This is a genomic window from Enterococcus sp. ARL09-542, from assembly GCF_005234805.1.
GTDB classification, from domain to species: Bacteria; Bacillota; Bacilli; order Lactobacillales; family Enterococcaceae; genus Enterococcus_D; species Enterococcus_D gallinarum.
On record NZ_QPQX01000001.1, the window covers coordinates 196,814 to 219,791 of the forward strand.

The window sequence follows — 22,978 nt, forward strand, 5'->3', positions numbered from 1 at the left end:
TTTGATCTCTAGATGAAACGTGACAAAAATTCTAATCAATTTCTGGCAAACTGACTATTGTAGAGTTGGGCGTATAATGAAGGTTTTGCTAACAGTTCCTCATGTTTGCCTTGCTCAATGATTTGTCCTGCTTCCATCACAAGGATCAAATCAGCATTCTTGATCGTGGAGAGGCGATGGGCAATGACAAAGCTTGTTCGATTTTTCGTCAATGTGTCCATTGCTGTTTGGATCATTTGTTCGGTTCGGGTATCAACACTGGAAGTCGCTTCGTCCAGAATCAAAATAGCTGGATCTGCCAAAATTGCACGAGCAATCGTCAAAAGTTGTTGCTGACCTTGTGATAGTTCGGTTTCGGATCCTATGATCGTCTCGTAGCCCTTCGGCAGTGTCCGAATAAAATGATCGCATTGTGCTGCTTTTGCGGCGGCAATGATTGCCTCTTTCGTTGCATCTTTTTTGCCGTAAGCAATATTCTCTGCAATCGTTCCTTCAAACAACCATGTGTCTTGTAAAACCATCCCAAATTTTTTGCGAATGTCTGTGGCTGAAAAATCCGTCATATTGTAGCGATCGATCCGGATCTTGCCTCCATTCAGTGGATAGAAGCGCATCAGCAAGTTGATCAAAGTTGTCTTGCCGGCCCCAGTAGGCCCCACGATGGCTACTGTCTGTCTAGGTGCAACTTGTAGGTTCACATGTTGCATCAATAATTTATCTGGAGAATAACCGAAAGAAACATCTTCAAAATCGATTCTCCCCGACAATTCTTCTGGGACTGCAAGAGGGTGTTGGGTTTCTTTTTCTTCTGGATAATCCAAAATCTCAAAGATCCGTTCCAATGACGCTAATGCACTTTGTAACGTATTAATAATATAAGAAGCTTGTGTGATCGGTTCGGAAACTTGATTGGTATATTGCAAGTAGGCTTGGATCAACCCGATGGATAACTGTCCATTGATTACCATCATTCCACCAATCACAGCACTTACGACAAACCCGATTTGGTTGATAAAGCGAATGAACGGATTGATCGCATAGCTAACAAATTGTGCTTTACGAAAAGCATGAAATTGCTTTTCACTTAATTCGTGCATTTCTGAAGCGACAGCAGATTGCTGATTGTAGGATTTGATCAATAAATGGGCAGTATAAAACTCTTCTGCCCGGCTACCGACTGCTCCCAATGTTGTCTGATTTTCTGAAAAGTAAACCAAATTTCGCTGAGCCAGTCGATGGGTAGCGAAAGCACTTATCAGTAGGATAATGATAATCCCTACAGTTAATAATGGACTGAGCCAAAACATCACACCAAGACCAAATAAGATACTGAGAGTGGCTGTAATGAGTTGCATCAATCCGACTTGAAGGACTTCAGAGACTTTATCCAGGTCTAGAATTGCTCGGCTTAAAATATCGCCTGTCTGATGCGTATCGTAAAATCGTACCGGCAACCGATTAAACTTGTGCGTCAATTCTTTTCTGAGGGTTAAGGTCAATGTTTCGCTGACACTTGCCATTGTGTATTCTTGTAAAAATGAAAATAGACTAATCATCAGCCAGGAGATCCCTAGAAGGAGCAGTGGCCATTTGATGACTTGCAAGAATTCACTTGGTTGCCAGCCTCCTTGCTGAAGCAAAGTGATGAGATTATCCAATCCTTGACCCAACAGTAATGGTGCGATTGTCATAAGTGTCGCGTAGCAGAGAGCAGAAATCAAAATCAGTCCGAAGCGGCTTTTTTGCTGGAATAATAATTGTAAGAGCCGCATGCTCGTATGTTTTAAATTTTTTGGTGCATCAGTTATTTTTTTGCTCATTTTTTTCTCCTCCTATTCCTTGCGAAGCCGCAAATTCTTGATAGGTGCTACAGGTTTCCATCAGTTCTGAATGGGTCCCTTTTCCGACGATTTTTCCTTCATCAAGAACGATGATTTGATCAGCATCCATGACAGTTGCAACACGCTGAGCCACGATTACTACGGCTGAATCACGGACATAAGATTTTAATGCTCGCCGTAAATTTGCATCTGTTTGATAGTCAAGCGCCGAAAAACTGTCATCAAAAAAGTAAATGTGAGCGGGCTTCACTAATGCGCGCGCTATACTCAAGCGTTGTTTTTGGCCGCCAGAAAAATTGCTGCCCTTTTGAGCAACGTGACTGTCGATCCCATCGGGTAGACTTTTGATAAACGACTCTGCTTGCGCGATTTTGACGGCCTGTGCTACTTGTTGCGGATCGGGATTGACAATCCCGAAAGTCAATGTGTCCCAGATCGATCCACTGATCAACAATGCTTTTTGAGGAATATAGCTGATAAATGATCGTAGTGCGACCTGTGAGACTTCTCGAATATCACGATCATATAATGTGATTGAGCCGTTAGAAACGTCTTTTAACCGCAAAAGTGCTTTGGCGATCGTACTTTTTCCTGATCCGGTGCCGCCAACAATCGCAGTGGTCTGTCCGCGATGGATCTCAAAATCAATATCTTCCAGTACGGGTTCCTCTGCCCCAGCATAGGTGAAGGAGACATGATGAAAGGCAGCTACTAATGAGCTTTCTTTTGACAAGATTGGCTGTGGACCGTCTGTCATCGTTTCTTCTTCAGACAAAACTTCTTCAATCCGCTGCAAGGATGTCAATCCTTTTGGGATCATGACGATCACCATTGCTGCCATGGTCAAAAACCAAAGGCTCAAAACGGTATATTCGATGATCGCAGTGATACTGCCGATGGGCAGGTTTCCTGAGAGACTTTGGAAACCGCCGAATCCCAAAATGCTTAGAATGGACAGCCCCATGAAAAAGTGTACGGCTGGATTCAAAACAGCGAATAAACGATTGACTTGGATCATCACTTTTGCGTACCCTTCAAAGGTTTGGTCTGTCCGCTTTTTTTCGAAACTAGCTTTGTCAAAGGCGCGAATCACCCGTACGCCTGTATAGGTTTCACGCAAAATCCGCATCATAGTATCTACTTTTTTCTGCGTTTTCTTTGCCAAAGGGATTGCTTGATAAATGACGAAAAGTGCGACGATCGAGAAACAAGCAATCGCTGCAATAGGGATCCACACCATTCGCCAAGATACACTACCTGTTAAAATAATCGAAGCCAAAATGATCAGTGGAGCGGGAAGAATCATTTGTAAAGCCATCATCAAGATTTGTTGAATGTTATTGATGTCATTCGTTGTTCTTGCAAGCAAGGTTGGTGTACCATATTTTTCAAAACTAGAGATCGCAAGCTCCTGTATTTTGTTGAATAGTTTGATCCGAAGATGATGTCCGAATTTCCCTGATAGATGGGCAGAAAAATAACTAGCACTGACAGCAATCACACCAGTTCCTAGTGCAACAGCCAGCATCCAGCCCCCATAGCGGATGATAGCTGATTGATCTTGTTTTAAAATGCCATCATCAATGATCTTGGCTACAAAATAGGGAAGAAAAAGTGTCCCGAAAGAATGGATCAGCATAAATAAAAAAGTACCTAGAAATAGGCGTTTTTCGGTGAAAAAAATTGTTTTAATTGTTTCATAAAAATTCCCTCCAATTACGTCGTTCTGTGCTAGAATAAACTGTAACGTAACGTAACAGTCAATAGGAGGGAGGCATTTTTTTTGAAAAAATTTTTGACCATCAGTGAACTTGCGGCTTATGGCGGTGTTAGTCGTCGTACACTGCTTTATTATGATCAAATCGGGCTGTTCAAACCTAAACAGATCGGTGAAAACGGGTATCGTTATTACGGATTTGAACAGTGTGCGGAATTAGATGTGATTTTGGTCTTGCGAGCATTGGATATGTCCTTAGAGGAAATCCAAACATTTCTAAGAAACCGCAATCCTGAGACGATGCAAAAAGAGTTGATCATCCGTCGTAAAGAAGTAGATCAGAAAATAACGGAACTAGAGGAACATAAAGCCGTTTTGGATCGGTTCATTTCGCGATTTGAAAAAGTACAGACAGCCGATTTTACCAATATGACTTATAGTTATCGGTCAGAAGTATATTTTGCTGTTTCTGAAGAAATCAATGAGTATGATGAGACTTCGGTCTTTCAGGCTTTTTCACGTTTTTATCCTTATTTAGATTACAAGGATTTATTTAGTGGCTACCCCATCGGTTATTTAGTAGAAGGATCTTCATTCGATCAAGAGTCGATCCATGAAGCGCCTTACCGTGCATTAGTGATGATTCCCAAAGAACGACTGCCTCTTTACTCGGATCAAGCAATTATTTGTAGACCAGCAGGAAATTATGTGTCGGGATTCGTCAGAGGGGAGATCCATCATTTAAAAGATTTTACAAAACGATTCAAAGCCTATCTGGAATCAGCTAATTTACAGATAGATGGAGATATCTGGGAACTGATGTGGCAAGATGATGTATCCACGGATCAAAAAGAACAGCAGATTTTTGAAGTGATGTTGCCTGTTAAGGAAAGAATACCAAGCTAAATCTACACAAGAATGGAGAGAGGAAGTCTGTTGACGACATTTTTGCCAAAATGTGTTATACTGATTGAATACGAGAAATATTTTTGTACCAACGTTATCTTGTTTTTAGGAAATTTATTCAAAACTGGCGTAACTTCAGAGTTACAAGGATGCAGTAGAGGTTAGGGATTGCATCGTTTAAATGAGAAATAAATAATAGTAGTAATAGTCTGCTTCAACTTTCAAAGAATAAATATTGCATCGTTAGATAGCCTTCCCGTCTTATGACAGGAAGGCTATCGTTCATTTTATGGGAAGTGTCAGCGCATTATCTGGACTCTTATCTTCCAATAGCGAGTCAACATATTGTTTTAGAAAATAAGAATATGTTGCCAGCAGCTGGTATTCTTCAGAATGTCGAATCGTTTCTTTTTCTTCTTGCGAATAAACGTCGTCACCAGTAAATAACGCTGCATTCATCTTTGCAATAAATGTATATAATGTGTTGATTTGTTCTTCTGTCAATTCAGTAACAGATGCGAGCTGTTGGCGCACCATTTTAGTTGTATCTTGTTGAAAGATGGTTGCTTGATAGTTGCTATACTGCAAAAGGTGAGGATCTTTCCGCTTGTTCTTAGCAGCCCATTGGTCCAAATCAATCACCTTTTTTTCGTAGTTGATCGTTTTATCAGTAAGTGTTACGACCCCATAGCCAAGTTCTTGTGTGGAATAAGAGCCGGTGACAATTTCCTGAATACCAGAGGGTCCTTCTGTAATATCTTGGATATGGATGTGTCCAGAAAAAATCGCTGGTACCTGATAAGCAGTTAGTAATTGCTGCAATTGCGCCGAGTTATCTAAAATATAACCTTCTTTCAACAATGAATTATGTTCCAGAAGATTATGGTGCATGAAGAGAAGCGGTGTCTGCTGCTGTTGTTTAGCTGCTTCTAGTTGATCCTTCAGCCATTCTAAGGTGCTTTCTTTCAAGCGGCCATTCGTAGTTGGCTGGTTCCAATTCACTTGTTCTTCATAAATACATGAATCAAGTAATACTAAGCGATACTGATCATTGAGATTGATGCTATAGCTTAATGAGGTCCGATCAACACTGTCAGCTTTCTCGTAGCCTTCGGAAAAAATATCTTTGAAATCTTGCGGGCTGATTTGATCGGCATAAAATTCCTTATCCCCATCAAAAATTCTGGCCCAACCATTGTAAATCTCATGATTGCCGGGCAAACTCAGTACCATGATCGAAGCTTCTTGTAATGGTGCCAATAACTCGGCAAGAGATTCTGCACTTGCTTTCTCTCCATTCAATGTCATGTCCCCTGTCAAGATCACTCCTGTTGGTCGTTTTTCTAGGGCTTCAGCAACAAAAGCTTCCAAACTTTCTGCCTGATAGCGCATTTCTTTACCAGCGGCACCTTCAGCAAACTGGTTGAAGGCTATACTATTATCGTGAAGTGCTGACGACAGGAAATGAACATCGCTTAGCAGCCAAAATTCGCTTTCTGAATCTTGCTGCAACACACTGTTCGCTTTTTTGGTCGTCCAAAGAGCAAGCAAAAGTAAGCCGCAAACCAAAATGCTACTGATCCAGATAATTATTTTTCTTTTGGAAATGATGCTTCCTCCTTTCGAGCGGTATTCTTCCTATTATAGGAAGAGAAAACTTGCTTGTCACTTAGAAAGGATCAAGTATTTTGCTTACACGGTATCTTCTTTAATGAAAAAAGAAACGGATAAAGAGAGGGCCAAAAGAGAGAAAAAAGGGGATTCACACTGTAAAAAAGCAAATTTTTTGGTTTTTTCAGGAGTTTTTGGACTACCTGAAAAATAAAAAAGCGCTTTTTTATCGATTTCTTTTTTTGAAAAACATTTTAAAAATGCTGTTTTATCAAGCTTTATAGCTAGCATAGAAGAATATTTCTGATGAGAATTGTCTTTGAAACATTTTTGTAACATTTCTTTTATCTGTATGTCATATGCTTATGTTAGAATTCATTTGTCGTTAAATCGAACTTTAAATTTTCTTATATTAAGTAAATTTTTTATTAAGACAACTAATTTACACAAAAAGCGCTAGTCGGAGGAAAAACGAGTGAAGAAAAGTTTGTTATCAGCATTAATGGTGTGTTCTCTAACATTAACAGCAGTTGCAGGACCAGGATTAGTATCAGCAGATTCCATTGATGATCAAATCGAACAACAAAATCAAAAAATCGATTCCCTAAAAGGACAACAAGCAGATGCTCAATCACAAATCGATTCTCTAGAAGCAGAAATTGATTCAGTGAGTGCAAAAGTCAGTGACTTAGAAGCTAAACAAGTTGCACTAGGTAAAGAAGCAGAAAAATTACAAGATAAAATTGCCACTTTAAAATTACGTATCGCAAAACGTGAAGAAGCCATCAAAAAACAAGCACGCGATGTGCAAGTAAATGGTCAAAGCACAAACTTTATCGATGCAGTTCTAGAAGCAGATTCTTTGACGGATGTTATTGGTCGAGTACAAGCCATGACAACAATCGTAAATGCCAACAATGATCTAGTTGAGCAGCAAAAACGCGACAAAGAAGATGTTGAACAAAAAGTAAAAGAAAATGAAAGCAAAATTCAAGAAGTAGCAGCAACTCAAGCTGAGCTGCAAAATCAAAAAGATGCATTGGCTACAAAACAAGCAGACTTGAATGTGTTGAAAGCTAATTTAGCTGCTGAACAAGCAACAGCTGAAAAAGACAAAGATGCGTTGAACAAGAAAAAACAAGAAGCGGAAGCTGAAAAAGCACGTGTCTTGAAAGCTCAACAAGAAGCAGCGGCTGCTAAAAAAGCAGAAGAAGCAAAACAGGCAGCAGCATTGAAAGAAGCGCAAGAAAAAGCAGCTGTTACAGAAGATGTTCAAACAAGTACAACTAAGACAGAAAGTTCTTCAGATACTTTTGTTGTTGAAACAGCAACTGCTGGATCATCAAGCAGCTCAAGTTCATCAAGTAATAGTTCAAATTCATCAAACAGTTCTTCATCAAATACAAATAACAGCAATAATTCTACAGTCAATACCGGTGGTAGTGGTAAAGACCACTCATCATCAGGTAACATGTATGCAGTAGGACAATGTACATGGTATGTTAAAAATCGCGCACCATGGGTTGGTACTTACTGGGGAAATGGTGCCCAATGGGGTGCCTCAGCAGCAGCTGATGGATACACAGTGAATGGAACACCAGCCGCTGGAGCAGTTGTTGTCTTTGCCGCAGGCCAATCCGTTGGCGGAGAGTGGACAGCAGATGGTACGTATGGACACGTAGCCTATGTAGAATCTTATGATCCTGCAAGCAACACCATTACGATCTCTCAAGGTGGAATGGGCTTCCCTTCACCTACAGGACCAAACACAGCAACAATGAATGCATCTGGTTATACTTACATTCATCGTTAATCAATAGATTTAACCACTAATGATTCGTCATTAGTGGTTTTTTTGTATCTGCAAATAGCGGACGCTGCTCCAACTATTCCAACTGACAGTTGGGCTTCAATGCTCTACTGTTGTGAAAATTTATGTAAAAAAGCCTTCCGCGCTTGAATAAAACAATTGAATTGGAGCAACTGACACGAGCTTCTAGGGTTGACGATCGCTGCAATTTCAATTATTGGACAAATGTTGTGACGAAATTATTCCGTCTAGTTCTCATCCCATGGGAAATCTTTGCATCTACGTTTTTAAGATCATAGAAGAAGACAAGTAAGATTGTCACAAAGGGATGCGGATCAACGAAGAAGAGTCGGAGGTTGAAGGGACAAGTCAAAAAGCCTTAGGGTAAATAAAGTGAAACTTCATTTATCCTAAGGCTGGACAGATGCATTTGCTCAAATAGACAAAAAGGTATTTTTTTCTAAAAAAACTTAGTTGTTAAGTGCTGGATCTGGCAGTAGTTTGATTCTGGGCTTTATTGAAAATCAATGGTTTTCGGATTAGAAAAAGGCACTAAGTTCTTTTTTATAAGTAACCAGCATACTTTCCATGCCACGGGACAGCAGTGTATACAATATTCGCTTGTCTTGTGTTGTATAGAATTGTTCGTTTGAAACGTCATAAAGAATGACATGATCAAATTCTCTTCCTTTAGCGATGTCAATCGAATAAACAGGAAAGGGGAGTTGATTTGTCTGTCCTTTGAGATATTCTTCCAAAAAAGCAGCCTCCTTATGGCTCTTTGTCAGTATCGTATATTGCCTTCCCTTTTTTATGAAAGGTGTGATAGTTGCCAGCCATTCCAACTCGTTTTCAAAACGAATAAATCGGGGAGGCTCTCCGGCCGGGCGAACAGGCATGATCGACATAGTTGTATGGTTGGCAAGCTTTGCAAACAATTTAGTAATTTCACCACTGGAACGGTAGCTAGTTCGTAAGTCATAGCGTGTGACTGATCGATTGTTAGCCTCAAAGATTTCTTGAATCTCTCTAAAATCAATCGCAGAATTAAAAATTGCTTGATTTTCATCCCCAACCATGGTGAAGGCTGCTCGGGGAAATAGTGTCAATAACAGCGTACACTGAGCGGGTGTATAATCTTGGATTTCATCGATCAGCAAAAAAGCCAGCGAGGCTACAGGAAGTTTCTCGATAAATAGGTGTCGGTTGAATAAACGAATTACTGCTTCATCTAACGTGATAGTAGAATGTTTCAGATAAGGCTGTTGGGTGAACGCCGTATAATAGTGTTCTAAAAATTGATCCTCATCGATCCAGCTATTCTGTTTCAATTGTTCATCAACGACTTGATACCTCGTTCGCAATAATTGTTCAGTATACTTTTTAATACTGGAGGGAGAGTCGTCTTCGATCAAATGACCAAAGTATCGTTGCTGCTGCTGTTCAGAAAGTGCTAATACTTGATCTTGCAAGTGGTTCTTTTTGGCATTTCTGATCAATTGTGACTCCCACTCACTTATTAATCGTTTCTTGGTTGCTTGCAATCGCTCGATCATAGGGAGTTGTGGTGTAGATTGATAGATTGACTGAATCTTTTCTTTGGCTATAACGACTTTACCCTTTCGAAGGATTGAGTGAAACGAAGGTTCGATCAGGGCTGTCTTGCTGGCTGATTCTTGCAGAAAGGCCACAAACTCATTGCTGCGGAGCGTTTCTGTTTGAAAAGAAGTAGGTTCTTGTAAACGGAAAAAATAGGCTTCCTCATTTTCTAAAGGAACTGTATTTGCTTCTTGCAGCAAATACGAGCAAAATTGACGAATCGTCTGATTTAAAGGATTCTTTTCACCTAATGAAGGCAAGACATCTGAGATATAGTGGATAAAATCTTGATTGGGTGAAAGGATCAGTACATTGTCAGATGTGATCTGACTACGGTATTGATACAATAAATAAGCGACCCGTTGCATAATAACTGAGGTTTTTCCACTACCGGCTACTCCATTGACCAATAAGGTTTGACTTGATTGGTCACGAATGACTGCATTCTGCTCTCTTTGGATGGATGCTGTGATGTCGCGCATTTTTTTGCCGTCGTTCTTTTCTAGTGCGGTCAATAAGACATCATCTTGGATCGCGACAGAAGTATCGAAAAAGCGGATCAGTTTATCATGAGCGACAATTAATTGCCGTCTATTTTTAATAGATACAGCAATTTCATGTTCATTGACTTGGTAAGAAGAATCCCCTAACGTATTGTTATAAAAAAGCTCAGCGATTGGAGAGCGCCAATCATAGACTAAGTTATGACTATCTTCATCTGCAAAGCCGTTGATGCCAATATAAAAGGATTCAGCGGATTCACCATCAAGAAAGTCAACGACTATTTTCCCGAAATAGGGTGACTGGAGCAAACGTTCTACGGCTGCCAGTTCTTTTTCGGCTGTTTGCAAACTCAGATTCATTTGGTCAATTTCACGATTTTTGCTCTCAATGGCAGCATAAGTTTCCAGACTGTCTGACAAGTTATCAAAATTGAGTCGAATATCCGTGCCAATTGTTTGGAGGTCTTGCAAATGGCTTGCGTAGCCTTTATCCAGAAAAGAGCGTAGGGCTTTTTTTCGAGTGACCAATTTTTGATAAACAAAAGATAAATGACGTTTCTCTAATATGCGTTGCTTTTCCATCTGTTTTCACATCCATTTCCCAGAGTATGTTTCATTATACGAGGTGGCGGCAAAAATACTAGTCTGTTTTTTACTCGTTTTTTCCTGTATAATAACTATAGGGAAAAGAATTGCTGATAGAATTATTAATCAGCAATTCTTTTTTGTTTTTAAAAATAATAAAGGCTAACTCCATACTTAGCTAACGGGAGACTGTAGTTTTCAGCAAAGTAAATTGACTTTTGGTCTATTCGCCTACTGTTCTTTGATTCATGTTCAAAAAAACAAACTCTTTCTGCTTGTATTTCTATGTGTAACAACTATACTGATAACAAGCAGAAAATGCAATTTAATGAGTAGCGGAGGAATGTCAGTATGTCATTACTATTATCGCCAGTTGAACTGGCGGGGTTATCGTTAGAGAATCGTGTTGTCCTTTCACCAATGTGCATGTATGAAGTGAAAAAAGAGGATGGGATTGCCACGCCATTTCACTTTGTTCACTATGGTGCTCGTGCATTAAGTAAAGTTGGCTTGCTGATCATTGAGTCAACTGCTGTGGAAGCAGATGGACGAATCACCAAGAATGATCTTGGTTTATGGAATGAAGCGCAACAAGTTGAGTTATCAAAACTCGTTGCATTGCTTCATGGTTTCGGTAGCAAAGTGGGGCTTCAGTTGAACCATGCTGGGCGCAAAGCAGCGGATGCAGGTTACCCAATAGCACCTAGCGCCGTTCGCTTTAACGAAAGCTATGCTGTTCCTCACGAAATGACGCTTGCTGAAATCAATCGTGTCCAAGAATCCTTTGTGGCAGCAGCCAAACGTGCGCAAGCTGCTGGCGTAGACATGATTGAATTGCACGGAGCTCACGGATATTTGATTGATCAATTTCTCTCACCAATCGTGAATCAGCGGACAGATGAATATGGCGGATCATTAGCAAGCCGCTATCGTTTCGTCAAAGAAATTGTTCAAGCGGTTCGAGCTGTCTTTGATGGGTCACTTTGGATGCGGTTGTCGTTAACCGATTATGAAACAGAGGATAAACAAAATTCAATCACAGAATGGCAACAAATTGGACAGTGGCTTGAAGCAGATGGGATTGATTGTTTAGATATCTCTACGGGCGGTTTGTTAGATAGAAAGCCAACGATCCCGGTTTATGAAGGGTATCAAACACCTTTTGCAACAGCTATGAAAGCAGCTGTTAAGATCCCAGTGGCTACCGTTGGGATGCTGGATAACCCTAATTTATGTGAACACATTCTGCAAACCAAGCAAGCGGATTTAATTTTACAAGGACGAGCGTTGATTAGAAATATTCACTGGTTGGCAGATGCCGCTACCCAGCTCCACGATCGCTCATTTCAACCTTATAATGATTCCTATGGGCGAGGAATCAAAAGATAACCGAAAACACAGTATGTTTACACGTACTGTGTTTTTATTTTTTTAGCTAGTATGCTTTACATACTAGATGCTTTTTGATATACTCAAATCAACTAATAGGTAAAACATACTAGTAGGAGATGATTCGTGGAGGTGAATGTCGTGAGAGAAACGCAACTGTTAAAGGGCGTCTTAGATGGATGTGTCTTGCAGATTATTTCAAAAAAAGAAATTTATGGGTACGAGCTTGTACAAGAATTGAGAGGATATGGTTTTGAAACGATCGTTGGCGGTACGATTTACCCCTTACTTCAGAAACTGGAGAAACAACGTTTGATCAAAGCTGAACTGAAAAAATCACCAGATGGACCAGACAGGAAATATTTTTCATTGACAGAAGCTGGAGAAGAGTACCTAAACAGCTTTAAACAACAGTGGGAAAACCTAGTGAGTAAAGTAGAACGAATTATTGAGGAGTGAGAACATGAATAAGAAAAAACAACTAGCTTATTACCGAGACAAAACAAATGAGATTTCAAAACAACTGTCAGCAAGCAATCAGAAATATTTTGAAGATTTGAGGGAGTACTTATTTTTTTCTAGCCTGTTTCAAGATGAATATGCTGTGGTTGCTCAAGTCTATGAGATAGCCAATGATTTACTTGAAGCCCAAAATCATGGTGAAACAGCAGAAGAATATTTTGGGAAAAATCCTAAAGAAATGGTAGATGAGCTGTTGCGTAACACACCTAAAAGCCGTTTGATCGATCAGTTGAATTTGATTTATATTATGGTTGGCGTCTCATGGCTGGTCAAACTGTTTAATGACTTTTCTTCTGATAGTGTCTTGCAGTTAAATCTTTATTCTTATGTGACAACTGCTGTTTTTTCAGTCGTTTTGGTCATCCTTTTTTTCTTTGGGGTGCAAAAAACGATTTATTTAAAGCAAGGTTTTTTTCAGAGTAAGTTAAAGAAATTTTTGGTTTTGTGGGTGATAGCGATGGTCTGGATTGGTGGTTTGGTTTTACTGAATCTATATACCCCTAACCTTTTTGTGGTGACGTTATCTTATCCAATGGATATGGTGCTAATGTTGGTGCTATTAGTCGCTGCCTGCGCCTTGATTTTCTTGCGCAAGGAAAAAGACTTTTATCCCGTCGCCTTTATGCTAACGATTTTCGTTATACTTGGAATCCTTCAACGATGGGCCTCCAAAGAGAATTTGACAAATGATAATCGGTTTAAAGGGCTGTTGATTGCATTGCTTGTGGCAGCTTTTGCTGTTTATATCCTTTGGACCAGACGTTCTGCAAAAGATAAGTAAGCCGTGATCGAGAATACGAACAGAAAAATCGTAGATCTTACAATCCTGGATTGGTGAAAACGTCATAACCCATCTTTTGTGCCATTCATGCTACACTAGTTGTAGCTGAATGGAGGGAACGTATGGCGATTACAACAGATCTTTTTTTTCATGGCAATACGAAGAAAGCTGCATTTTTTGAAGGATGGTATTTCAAACATCAAATTGGGGATGAGGTGTATGCATTTATTCCAGGGCTATCGATTGAATCGGATGGAAGAAAACAGCCATTTATTCAAGTGATCAGCCATGAAGGATCCCATTATTTCCCCTTTAGTGAAGCGGAATTTTCAGCTGCTGAAGACCAGTTATTAATTAAGATCGGGGAGAATTACTTTAGTGAACAAGGAATTTCGCTATCATTAGAGAGTACTGAATTATCAGTTAAAGGCACATTGACCTACGGTGCCTTTCATCCAATATCTCGGAGTCGCTATGCCCCAAGTATTATGGGGCCTTTTTCCTACCTTTCATTTATGGAATGCTACCATGGTATTTTAAGTATGGCTCATAGCCTCTCGGGAACTTTGCTATGGAATGAGCAGTCACTTGATTTCTCTGAAGGAATCGGGTATCTCGAAAAAGACTGGGGAACCTCGTTTCCTGCTGCCTATCTATGGGTACAATGCAATCGATTTGAGGCACCTGATGTCCGTTTCTTTTTCTCAGCAGCAGACATTCCTTTTTTAGGAACGGCTTTTTTAGGGATTATTTCAGTCTTACAAATAGGGGATAAAGAATATCGCTTGGCAACGTATTATGGTGCCCGCTTAGATTCTGTGACTCGCAAACAAGGTCGATTAGTGATTATTGTTAGGCAAAAAGGGCTTGAACTAACGATTGAAGTTGCAGAAAAAGAGGGCCATTCCTTGATGGCACCAACGGATGGTGTGATGAATCGAATTATTCGGGAAAGTGCCAGTACGGAGATTTTGCTGACGTTGATAGAAAATGGTCAGACGATTTTCCGACAAACGGGTTTCTCTGCCGGTTTTGAAGAATCCGGCATCGTTCGTGGATATACCTATTAAGAATAAAGAGTAAATCCGCTGACTTCACGTCAGCGGATTTTGCTATAATGGAATTATCCTAATTTTGGAGGCGGGTAAATGAAAATAAAAAAAGAGTCGTTGTTTGAGTTGAAGAGTGTGGCACAGCCAGTAGCGGCTGGGAACCGTATCTTTTATCTTGAGAATACGGTTAACGAAGAAAAGAACTGCTATCAATCAGAAATTTTCAGTGTTGATCGAGAGACAAAAGAAAGGCAGGTATGGGGCAACCAATTAAAAAATAGTACCGAGCTAAAAGTTTCTCCCGATGAAAAATGGCTGAGCTTTCTGTCGACAGAGAAAGAAACAGAAAAAAATCAACTAATGATTATGCCGTTAAACGGTGGACGAGCTTCTGTCTTAGTAGCAGAGCAGGGAATCAGCAATTATTTTTGGACAGACGATGCTACAGCGGTCTATTATCAAGTCTCAGCAGATAAATCAAAAGAACGAGTGGATGACTCTGAGAAAAAATACGATACGTCAAAAGAAAAAGCTGCTGAAAACGATTTTCCTAAAATAAAAATGACGACCAAATTAGGCTATCAAGCAGATGGTGCGGGCTTTTTATCTGAGAAAATCACGCGCGTAAAGAAAGTCTTATTAACGACGAAAGAATCAGCAACTATTTTTGAAACAGATCTGGAAATCCATCTTGAAGCAATCATGGAAAAAGAGCAAGGTCTACTCTATACCGCAGAGACGAAACCCGAACGAGAATGGCATTATGGAAGTATGCTGTATGCGTATGATCTGACAACGAATCAGCATCACTCATTTGAATCTGATCTGCCTGAAGGGACTTATTCTTTTGCTGCTTTATCTGGCAACCAATTGCTGCTTTTGGGGAATGACCTAACCTATGGATTTGTTACCCAGGAAGATCTTTATCTCATGGACCTTGAAACAAAGGAAGTAGTCAACCTCTCAAATGAACAAGACCTTGCCATCGGCAATACGATCATCGGTGATTTTCAACAAAAAAATCGTGGTGTTTCAGTAACCTGGATCAACAAACAACAGTTTATTGTACCAGTGACTACTCATGGAAAATTGCAATTGTACCGTGTCGATACGAAAGGACAATGGACATTACTATTTGACCAATTAATGGATATCACTGATGCAGCAAAGATTGATGAAACCCACTTAGCAATCACTTATTCGACACTAACGATCCCAAGTCGACTAGCGGTGCTTGACTTAACTAGTGGCGAGCTAGAACTAGTAGCTGATCCGAATGAAGCTCTGATGAATGACCTGTCGATCAGTGAACCGCAGCGTTTTTGGTATGAGGGAGCAGATGGTTGGCAAATCCAAGGATGGTATCTACCACCGATCGAGACTAGTCAAGAGCACCCTGCGATTTTATATATTCACGGTGGACCGCAAGTTTGCTACGGGGAGACTTTCTTTCACGAAATGCAAGTTCATGCAGCCAATGGTTACGGAGTGATATTGCTGAATCCTCGCGGTGGGCAAGGCTATGGTCAGGAGTTTGTTCGCTCGATCCTAGGAGATTATGGCAATAAAGATTACCAAGACTTGCTCTTAGGTGTGGATGACGTGCTTAATCATCATCCAGAGATCGATCCCCAAAAAATTCATGTCGTTGGCGGTAGTTATGGGGGCTTTATGACCAATTGGATCGTAGGGCACACGGATCGTTTCTGCTCTGCCGTCACACAGCGGTCGATCTCCAATTGGATCAGTTTCTATGGAACCAGCGACATTGGACCATTTTTCGTAAAATATCAGTTGCTGCATGACCTAGATGAGTCTAAGACACTCTGGGAAATGTCACCATTAGCGTATGCAGATCATGTCAGCACACCAACGCTTGTTTTACATGGCGAAAATGATCTGCGTTGTCCGCAAGAACAAGGGCAACAATTTTATACGGCATTAAAACGGAATGACATTGACACGAAATTGATCCTCTTTCCGCATTCTAGTCATGGCCTTTCTCGCAGCGGGTTGCCCAATCTACGTCTTGAACGCTTATCGGCTATCACGGAATGGATGAAGACACACGAATAATAAAAAACAAGATACCAGTAAAGTATTGGATAATTACTAGAACAATTTTTAAGAAGTTGTTCTAAAATACCAGCTTGCGGGTATCTTATTTTTTTGTTAAATCAAAGTTTTTAAAGAGAGAAACAGCTATTTTTATTTCTGGTATTTTATTAAATAGAATTTTTTTCAGAAACGATCAACGACTCATATGAAACATCTTTCATTTATAAAATAACAAAAATATAAAAAACTTCTTGAATCTTCTACTCTTCTATGATAAGGTTTAAAACGTAATCGTTACGTTTTGTTTTTGAAGAGATTTTTGGAAGGAGTTTGAGGATGCAAAATAATATTATATTGGAATGTGTAGAAACCGGAGAACGACTCTATCTGACTAGCAAAAATCAGCGCAACACACCCTATCGATTGGAATTAAAAAAATATTCACCAAAACTACGGCGAAAAGCAATTTTTCGTGAAATAAAGAAGTGAGTAAAGAATACAGATGAATCTTAAAGAGAGAAGTAGGACGATAACGGAGGAAAAATGATTGGAAAAAACAGATCTGGCAAGTGCTTATCGCCGCTTGAAAAATCCAAATATCAAGACTCGCAAGCGTGCGCTAAAAATTATCCATGAATACAAGCGGAACAAGAAAAAAATTAGCTAACGAAACTATTTTTCCAAGAAAGGATTAAAAAATGGCAGTACCAGCTAGAAAAACTTCAAAGGCAAAGAAAAACCGGCGGCGGAGAAATCAACAATTGAAGAAGCCAGCCATCCATTTTGACAGTACCAGTGGGAATTATACACGAAGTCACCATGTGTCATTAAAGGAATATCTTTTGAAGAAACCGATCATAACGAAAGCAAATGACTGAAAGGAAGTAGAGAATAATGATGATCCAATATCCATCATTGGTTGAAGAGGCTTATTGCTACAAAAAGAAAGTTGATCCGACAGTCACTAAAGCAGAAATTTTTCAGCTGTTATATCACAAAGGATTGATTGGGCCAAAGGGTGAACCAACCAAAGAAGCATTAGATTCAGGTTACGTAAAGGATTATACAGAGTCCATGGACCTGACATACACTGACTTCTTGATTCTTTATCCAGTATTTGCCAGGTTTTCGGCTGACCATTTCAAAAAGATCGACCATTTCTGGGAAATGGATCGAACACTGCAAGAAAGGATTTTAGGTGAAGTAGAAATGAATCAGTTTACAGAGGATGAATTGATTGATTTATCGGCTTATTTTGAAGACCGTAGATTATCAGAACCAACTATCGAATAGAAAGATCAATTGAAAAAAGCTTTTTTCAATAGAAGATATGCAAATACTTTAACAAAAAAACGGTGTTGTTTTCCATCCGAAAAATAGCCCTTCCTACTTTCGTTTTTCTTTTGGAGATATTAAAACTGGGAAAAACAAAGCAAATCAATTTGGTTTTTAAATAGAAGTTGCTACAATAAGATTCAGGAGGGGAAGTACAATGAAAAAAATTGAAGATGTGAAAGAAACTGAGGTGCTTGCCAAAGCCTATATCGCTGTAAAAGGGTATCAAGACCAAATCAATGTTTCAGGGGATGAAGTAAGTTTTTCCGGAGAAGTCGACAGTGGTAAGCATGATGGGGTACCAAGCAAATTACCCGATACAGAAGATGAAATCAAACAAGCAATCGATCAAATGATTGAAACCATTAAAAAAGAAACGATTTAAGTAGCCACAGCTGACAATGATGCAAAAACAGGAAGCATCCATTGAAACGCATAATGAGCACAACCAATCATTTATGATTTTAATTGTATTCAATAAAAAGGCATTGGCAAAATCAGGTGATTTTTGCCAATGCCTTTTTATTCAATTATTGAAATCAGCAAAGGACATAACTAGACGACTAGCTGTTTTAAAGAAAAAACAGTAAAAAAAGAAAGAGGTGATACGAATGAGGCTGCTAGATTCTTTTATTCGTTTATTAAAACCCTTTGATTACCTCCTCTTTGCTGCATTGATTGTAGGATCTTTTCTGCCAGTCTTTTTCTCTGCCCAAGCTACGGAACATACAGGTGATCGTTACGCCATTGTTCGAATCAACGGGCAGGAGGTTGATCGATTCAACCTCGAAAAAATAGAATCATTGACAAAAACGTATGTTCCGTCTAGAAAACAATATAATATTATCGAAATAAATAACGGGAACATTCGCGTGAAAGAAGACAATAGTCCAGATCAGATTGCTGTTAAAACGGGCTGGATCTCTCAAAATGGACAAACCAGTATCTGTTTGCCTCATAAATTAGTGATCGAGATCTATCAAGCAGGAAGCGATGACTATTATATTTACTGATTGAGACCGTCTGGATTGAATAGTATTTATCGTAGAAGCAGTTGAAAAGTGCTCTTGCCAGTCATTCTAAACAAGAGTTAGTTCTGCCTTTTTGAATGATCAACAACTCGTCTTTGTTCTTCTAAAAAATAGTTGAATGTTTCGTCATTGTTTCCGGTAATATCGATGGTGCCTCTATTGATTTTAACGAGTGCACCATTTGCACCGCCGGATCCGGTATCGACCATGGGGTGCCACCCTTTATGAGGATCTTTTCCTCTTTCACGTAATTCAAAGTTCTTTTTTCTTAAAATCAGTTTTTTTTGCTCTTTTTTCTTTTGGTGATTTTCAATGGAGTTCTTGATGATTTTCATGAGAATACGCCCTTTCACGGTGTGTTGTCGGCCTTTTGATCCTATATAGCTTTATTGTAATGTTTTTTTGCTTTAAATACAATAAAACACCTTCTCAACTGAATTGAGAAGGTGTTTTGCCTTTTACGATGCATCAATAGATTTTTTTTGTAAAATATTTCAAAATCAGTGGGGAGATCAGTGTGCTCAATAAAACCACAATTACTAAGGGTGAATAAAGAGCAGGTGTGATCAAGTTATTTTGTTGTCCGATTTGTAAAATGATCAGAGCCATTTCGCCGCGAGATATCATCCCTGCACCAACCATCCAAGCACTATTGTTGGAGAACTGAGCGATTTTTCCGCCAGCAAAACCTCCGACAAGTTTAGTCAAAATAGCTACTACCGTAAAGGCTAAGATAAAGAGTAATTGCTCATTCAACAAAGAAAAGTCTACTTCTAAGCCGACACTAACAAAGAATACTGGAATAAACACGGCATATCCCAATGCTTCTACACTGTGTTCCACTTCTTCTTTGACTTTTGTTTGGCTAACAGCGATCCCGGCAAAGAAAGCACCAATCACAGAGCTCAAACCGACTAAGTCAGCAAGATAAGCCATACCTAAACAGATGATCAGAGACATGATGATGACTGAGGCATTGGCAAAGAGCTTTTCTGCTAAAGAAAGTAAGAACGGCGCAATCCATTTAACAAGTAAGAAGATCAAAACAAAATAAATAAGTTCTACAAATAGTGTGACAGGCAAAGGGGTGCTTTGCGTACCAGAACCTCCCAAAAAGGAAAGGCTGAGGCTCAATACCAAAACGACCAAAATATCGTCGACAACTGAGGCGCCTAGAATCGTCGAACCCTCTTTGGTATTAACAACATTTAGTTCTTTGAGTACCTCGACAGAGATACTGACAGAAGTTGCTGCTAGAACAATACCAAAAAAGAAGGCTTCCGTTCCGCTGCTTTGAAATCCGATACCTGTGAGATAGCCGAATAACATCGGGAAGAGGATCCCCAAGATCGCTACAAACATTCCAGGGCGAAAATAGCGTTTCAGTAAAGAAATATCACTTTCTAAACCAGCTAAAAACATTAGCAAAATAACACCGATCTCAGAAAAATCGTGTACTAAAATGTCTGGATGTACCCAATTAAGTCCTGCACCTCCTAATAAAACACCAGCCAACAATTGCCCAATTACAGCAGGGACGCCAATCCGTCTTGCTATATGAGAGAAAAGAGTTGTTGTGAGGAGGATTAGGCATAAGATACCCACAAATTCCATTAAATTCATCCTTCTTTCTTTCAAATAATCATTTTTAGTATAGCATGTAACCAGCAATCTTGGTGTAAGTAAGCATTATTTGCTGATTTTCAAGTTGAAAGAGAAGAAAAATTGATCAAAGGCAGCAGAGGGTTCTTTTTATAACACTCTGCTGCCTGTCAAAAATGATTTTGTTTTAGTTTTTTTGTCAGTGGTCATTTAACCAGGTATTTAAACGGGAAAAAACCATTTGGACTTGGTCATCATCTGTTTCTTTCAGGAAGTCATGCGGCAGGTCATAAACAGCTATAAATTTACTATCTGGAATTTTCTTTAATGCCTTACTATAGCGAAATGGGACTTCTTCATCGGTACTGCTGGCTGTACTAAAAACAGGAGGAAAGAGTTGTAGCTCTTCCGCTGGGAGCGCATAATCCGTCAACTGATTGGAGGAAATGCCATATACCTCAGTCAATTTTTGTTGCTGAAGTGCATAAATATAAAAGAGATAACGCTGAAACTGGGGATCATCCCATACTTTCTCTGTTAACTCGATTTTTGGCAGAAGGGACTCAGACAATGGTGGTTGAGTCGTCTGACGAGAAGTTTCAATGAAAGCTAAGTCTGTATAGCCATAAAAGTTAATTAGGCTTTCGGGCATTGGCAGTTTTTCAGCAAAAATTTTTTTCGTCAATGCCATCATCAAATACCCTCCCGCTGAACGACCGCAGATTCGATAAGGGTGCTCCTTGATTACTTTCGCTTTTAATTCCAAGAAATTCTCCCAGGTAGCGGCAATAATTTCAGAAAGTGAACTGTTTGGTGCCAACAAATAGTCCATAGATAGGATCGTATAGTTGTGTTCATGAAACAATTCGATCAATGGTTTGGGAATATCCTGCCGACTGCCGTAAACGAATCCACCGCCATGCAAGTAAATCAGATAGCTCTCTTGCTCAATGGAATCAGCAGGATAAAGACTAACTGAGGCACCGGTAGATAATAAAAAGTCTGTTTTCATTTATAAACGACTCCTTTTCTTCAATTCTAATAAATACGTACCGATTTCATAATTGACCAATTGGATAGGATTTGTCAAATCAATCTCCAGCAACTGCTCGATTTTGTTGAGACGATAGCGAATCGTTTTCGAATGCAGAAAAAGAGCCTCGGCAGTTTTCTTGTAATTGCGGTTGCTGATAAAAAAAGTATAGAAAGTAGTGAATAATTCCTCGTCTTCTTCTGACATTTGGTACAACTTTGGGGGAATGCTTTGCTGCAGTCGTTCCAGCTGATTTTCTTTGATAAAGGAGCTAAAGATTCCTAAATCACTGTAAGTTAAGATCGGTCCTAGATAGAACTGGCGGTTGAAGCGAATGGCATCGAGACATTGGGGCAAGATTTCCTTGATATGTTCTTTAGTGAAGACTTCGCTGACTGCTAAGCAAGCAGATTCTTCTGATAAGAGAGAGACTTCAAATTGTTTTTCCAAGTTCTTTTTACTGATTTCTTGGGCTAGCTGCTGAAAATTATACAGGACGACTAAATAATTATGATGCTCAAAAAACACATGGGCAGTTTTCAATGCCCGTAATTTGTGCAGGACAGCTATTTTTCTTTGCTTATCTTTAAAGGTATTGGAGGCAAAAGCAATTCCTTGGTAGTAATCATAACGATCTAATTGTGCCTCTTGCAGCAATGCAGCTAATTCTTCGGAATTATTCGGTGTACTTTGCAAAATGGCTTCGGCCAGATTGTTCATCCGATTATAGCGCTCTTTTTTTAGAAGATATTCCATTTGCAGCCGTTCGTAAATAACGTCTACGACATTCTCGATAATCATGACCTTTGCTTCGGGGATCTGAGAATCTTTTTGATAAACGATCAATGTACATAAGTCATTGAATGGGTTGATGATATCCACTTTGATTGCAGTGACATACTGATTGTTCTCATGAGAAAAAAGCTCTAGATATTCATAATGATTTTTTGTGAATTCGATGGTTTTCATTGGTTCACTCTTTGTGACTACATAATTCTTAAAGGATTGACCGATCGCAACTTGAACATCCAAATGGGGGATCCGTAATGAACAAGGTTTTTCGATCAACTGATAAAACTCTTGCATGATCTGCTCAAAGGACGAATGGTTGCGTTCAACCTTCATGAAACGCTGACGGACCTCATAGTAGGTTCGCAAGAGATGTGTTTGGTGATTCAAAAGCGGTTCATAAACCGCCAACATGATTGCTTCGTAACTAACATCTTGCTGTACTTTGATCAATGGGATCTGATAATCAAAACTAAGACCAATGATCCATTCAGGAATCATTGGAATCAGGCGATCGACTTTGACGACTAACCCACTGACCCCAATCTGCTGCATCTTTTCAAAAAAAACACGCAACTGATCCATAGAAAGATCCGTGAAGGCATAGAATGAAGTCAAGATCAACTGATCTTTCTTACTCCATTTTTCAATATCGATGGCTTCAAGCACCATGACAGAGGCCACTGGATTTGTTAAACCAATCGTGCCAGTCAGTGTCTTGCTATTTTTGAAAAGCGGCAGCTCAATCAATTCTTTTAATTGCATAAGATTCTCCTTTTTCCCCTTTTGGATAAAAAGTATAGCATTTTTTTAG

The 22,978-nt window shown here is 39.5% G+C and carries 22 protein-coding genes; 13 read left to right on the forward strand and 9 right to left on the reverse strand.

All coding sequences use genetic code 11. The annotated features are described in order from the left end of the window. Nucleotides 1-35 precede the first annotated feature (35 nt). A complete protein-coding gene (locus DVW06_RS00920; protein ID WP_137264314.1) occupies nucleotides 36-1,820 on the reverse strand; it encodes an ABC transporter ATP-binding protein in 1,785 nt (594 codons plus the stop codon). Beyond that, on the reverse strand, nucleotides 1,801-3,480 hold the full coding sequence (locus DVW06_RS00925; RefSeq protein WP_202617022.1) for an ABC transporter ATP-binding protein: 1,680 nt from the start codon (nucleotides 3,478-3,480) through the stop codon (nucleotides 1,801-1,803). Before DVW06_RS00925 ends, DVW06_RS00920 begins: the two co-directional genes overlap by 20 nt. Nucleotides 3,481-3,624: 144 nt before the next feature. Here DVW06_RS00925 and DVW06_RS00930 point away from each other — a divergent pair, with 144 nt between their 5' ends. Next, entirely contained in the window at nucleotides 3,625-4,464 is an 840-nt protein-coding gene (locus DVW06_RS00930; protein ID WP_137264315.1) for a MerR family transcriptional regulator, read from the forward strand. Nucleotides 4,465-4,746: 282 nt separating this feature from the next. Here DVW06_RS00930 and DVW06_RS00935 read toward each other — a convergent pair whose 3' ends face one another. Further along, complete coding sequence (locus DVW06_RS00935; protein WP_042620360.1) at nucleotides 4,747-6,033, reverse strand: metallophosphoesterase; 1,287 nt, start codon at nucleotides 6,031-6,033, stop codon at nucleotides 4,747-4,749. 123 nt (nucleotides 6,034-6,156) lie between these two features. After that, the gene (locus DVW06_RS00940; protein ID WP_003125689.1) at nucleotides 6,157-6,414 is read right to left on the reverse strand and encodes a hypothetical protein; all 258 of its coding nucleotides are present in this window, start codon (nucleotides 6,412-6,414) and stop codon (nucleotides 6,157-6,159) included. A gap of 136 nt (nucleotides 6,415-6,550) precedes the next feature. On the opposite strand from DVW06_RS00940, the gene DVW06_RS00945 reads away from it, so the two are divergent. Beyond that, nucleotides 6,551-7,888: a CHAP domain-containing protein gene (locus DVW06_RS00945; RefSeq protein WP_227760635.1), complete on the forward strand. Its 1,338-nt coding sequence runs from the start codon at nucleotides 6,551-6,553 to the stop codon at nucleotides 7,886-7,888. 536 nt (nucleotides 7,889-8,424) lie between these two features. On the opposite strand, the gene DVW06_RS00950 is transcribed toward DVW06_RS00945, so the two are convergent. Then, nucleotides 8,425-10,569, reverse strand: a complete 2,145-nt coding sequence (locus tag DVW06_RS00950) for a HelD family protein (RefSeq protein WP_137264316.1) — start codon at nucleotides 10,567-10,569, stop codon at nucleotides 8,425-8,427. 354 nt (nucleotides 10,570-10,923) lie between these two features. On the opposite strand from DVW06_RS00950, the gene DVW06_RS00955 reads away from it, so the two are divergent. The 11 genes from DVW06_RS00955 (at nucleotide 10,924) to DVW06_RS01005 (ending at nucleotide 18,722) form a co-directional block, all read left to right on the forward strand. Next, complete coding sequence (locus tag DVW06_RS00955) at nucleotides 10,924-11,961, forward strand: oxidoreductase (RefSeq protein WP_003125693.1); 1,038 nt, start codon at nucleotides 10,924-10,926, stop codon at nucleotides 11,959-11,961. Nucleotides 11,962-12,102: 141 nt separating this feature from the next. Further along, nucleotides 12,103-12,420: a PadR family transcriptional regulator gene (locus tag DVW06_RS00960; RefSeq protein WP_005470611.1), complete on the forward strand. Its 318-nt coding sequence runs from the start codon at nucleotides 12,103-12,105 to the stop codon at nucleotides 12,418-12,420. A gap of 4 nt (nucleotides 12,421-12,424) precedes the next feature. Further along, nucleotides 12,425-13,264, forward strand: coding sequence for a hypothetical protein (locus DVW06_RS00965; RefSeq protein WP_137264317.1), 840 nt, complete (start codon nucleotides 12,425-12,427; stop codon nucleotides 13,262-13,264). A gap of 122 nt (nucleotides 13,265-13,386) precedes the next feature. Beyond that, on the forward strand, nucleotides 13,387-14,334 hold the full coding sequence (locus DVW06_RS00970) for a tocopherol cyclase family protein (protein ID WP_137264318.1): 948 nt from the start codon (nucleotides 13,387-13,389) through the stop codon (nucleotides 14,332-14,334). Between the two features lie 78 nt (nucleotides 14,335-14,412). Then, nucleotides 14,413-16,392 (forward strand): S9 family peptidase, encoded by a 1,980-nt coding sequence (locus DVW06_RS00975; protein ID WP_137264319.1) that lies wholly within the window; start codon nucleotides 14,413-14,415, stop codon nucleotides 16,390-16,392. Nucleotides 16,393-16,710: 318 nt separating this feature from the next. Then, nucleotides 16,711-16,863 (forward strand): 50S ribosomal protein L33, encoded by a 153-nt coding sequence (gene rpmG / locus DVW06_RS00980; protein ID WP_003125699.1) that lies wholly within the window; start codon nucleotides 16,711-16,713, stop codon nucleotides 16,861-16,863. A 58-nt stretch (nucleotides 16,864-16,921) separates the two neighbouring features. Further along, nucleotides 16,922-17,041: a putative metal homeostasis protein gene (locus DVW06_RS00985; protein ID WP_137264320.1), complete on the forward strand. Its 120-nt coding sequence runs from the start codon at nucleotides 16,922-16,924 to the stop codon at nucleotides 17,039-17,041. 31 nt (nucleotides 17,042-17,072) lie between these two features. After that, on the forward strand, nucleotides 17,073-17,252 hold the full coding sequence (gene rpmF, locus DVW06_RS00990) for a 50S ribosomal protein L32 (protein WP_003125700.1): 180 nt from the start codon (nucleotides 17,073-17,075) through the stop codon (nucleotides 17,250-17,252). Between the two features lie 16 nt (nucleotides 17,253-17,268). Further along, nucleotides 17,269-17,667: a hypothetical protein gene (locus DVW06_RS00995; protein WP_005470614.1), complete on the forward strand. Its 399-nt coding sequence runs from the start codon at nucleotides 17,269-17,271 to the stop codon at nucleotides 17,665-17,667. Nucleotides 17,668-17,866: 199 nt separating this feature from the next. After that, nucleotides 17,867-18,094, forward strand: a complete 228-nt coding sequence (locus tag DVW06_RS01000) for a hypothetical protein (RefSeq protein ID WP_003125702.1) — start codon at nucleotides 17,867-17,869, stop codon at nucleotides 18,092-18,094. A 226-nt stretch (nucleotides 18,095-18,320) separates the two neighbouring features. Continuing rightward, entirely contained in the window at nucleotides 18,321-18,722 is a 402-nt protein-coding gene (locus tag DVW06_RS01005) for a NusG domain II-containing protein (protein WP_005470615.1), read from the forward strand. Nucleotides 18,723-18,799: 77 nt separating this feature from the next. On the opposite strand, the gene DVW06_RS01010 is transcribed toward DVW06_RS01005, so the two are convergent. The 4 genes from DVW06_RS01010 to DVW06_RS01025 all read right to left on the reverse strand — a co-directional run bounded on the left by DVW06_RS01010 (nucleotide 18,800) and on the right by DVW06_RS01025 (nucleotide 22,929). Beyond that, nucleotides 18,800-19,075 carry a hypothetical protein gene (locus DVW06_RS01010; RefSeq protein ID WP_005470617.1) on the reverse strand — a complete coding sequence of 92 codons (276 nt, stop codon included), beginning with the start codon at nucleotides 19,073-19,075 and terminating at the stop codon, nucleotides 18,800-18,802. Nucleotides 19,076-19,208: 133 nt separating this feature from the next. Continuing rightward, the gene (locus DVW06_RS01015; RefSeq protein WP_005470619.1) at nucleotides 19,209-20,354 is read right to left on the reverse strand and encodes a cation:proton antiporter; all 1,146 of its coding nucleotides are present in this window, start codon (nucleotides 20,352-20,354) and stop codon (nucleotides 19,209-19,211) included. Between the two features lie 187 nt (nucleotides 20,355-20,541). Next, nucleotides 20,542-21,354: an alpha/beta hydrolase fold domain-containing protein gene (locus DVW06_RS01020; RefSeq protein WP_003125709.1), complete on the reverse strand. Its 813-nt coding sequence runs from the start codon at nucleotides 21,352-21,354 to the stop codon at nucleotides 20,542-20,544. Further along, nucleotides 21,355-22,929, reverse strand: a complete 1,575-nt coding sequence (locus tag DVW06_RS01025) for a PucR family transcriptional regulator (protein WP_003125710.1) — start codon at nucleotides 22,927-22,929, stop codon at nucleotides 21,355-21,357. It abuts the gene before it with no gap. Nucleotides 22,930-22,978 lie beyond the last annotated feature (49 nt).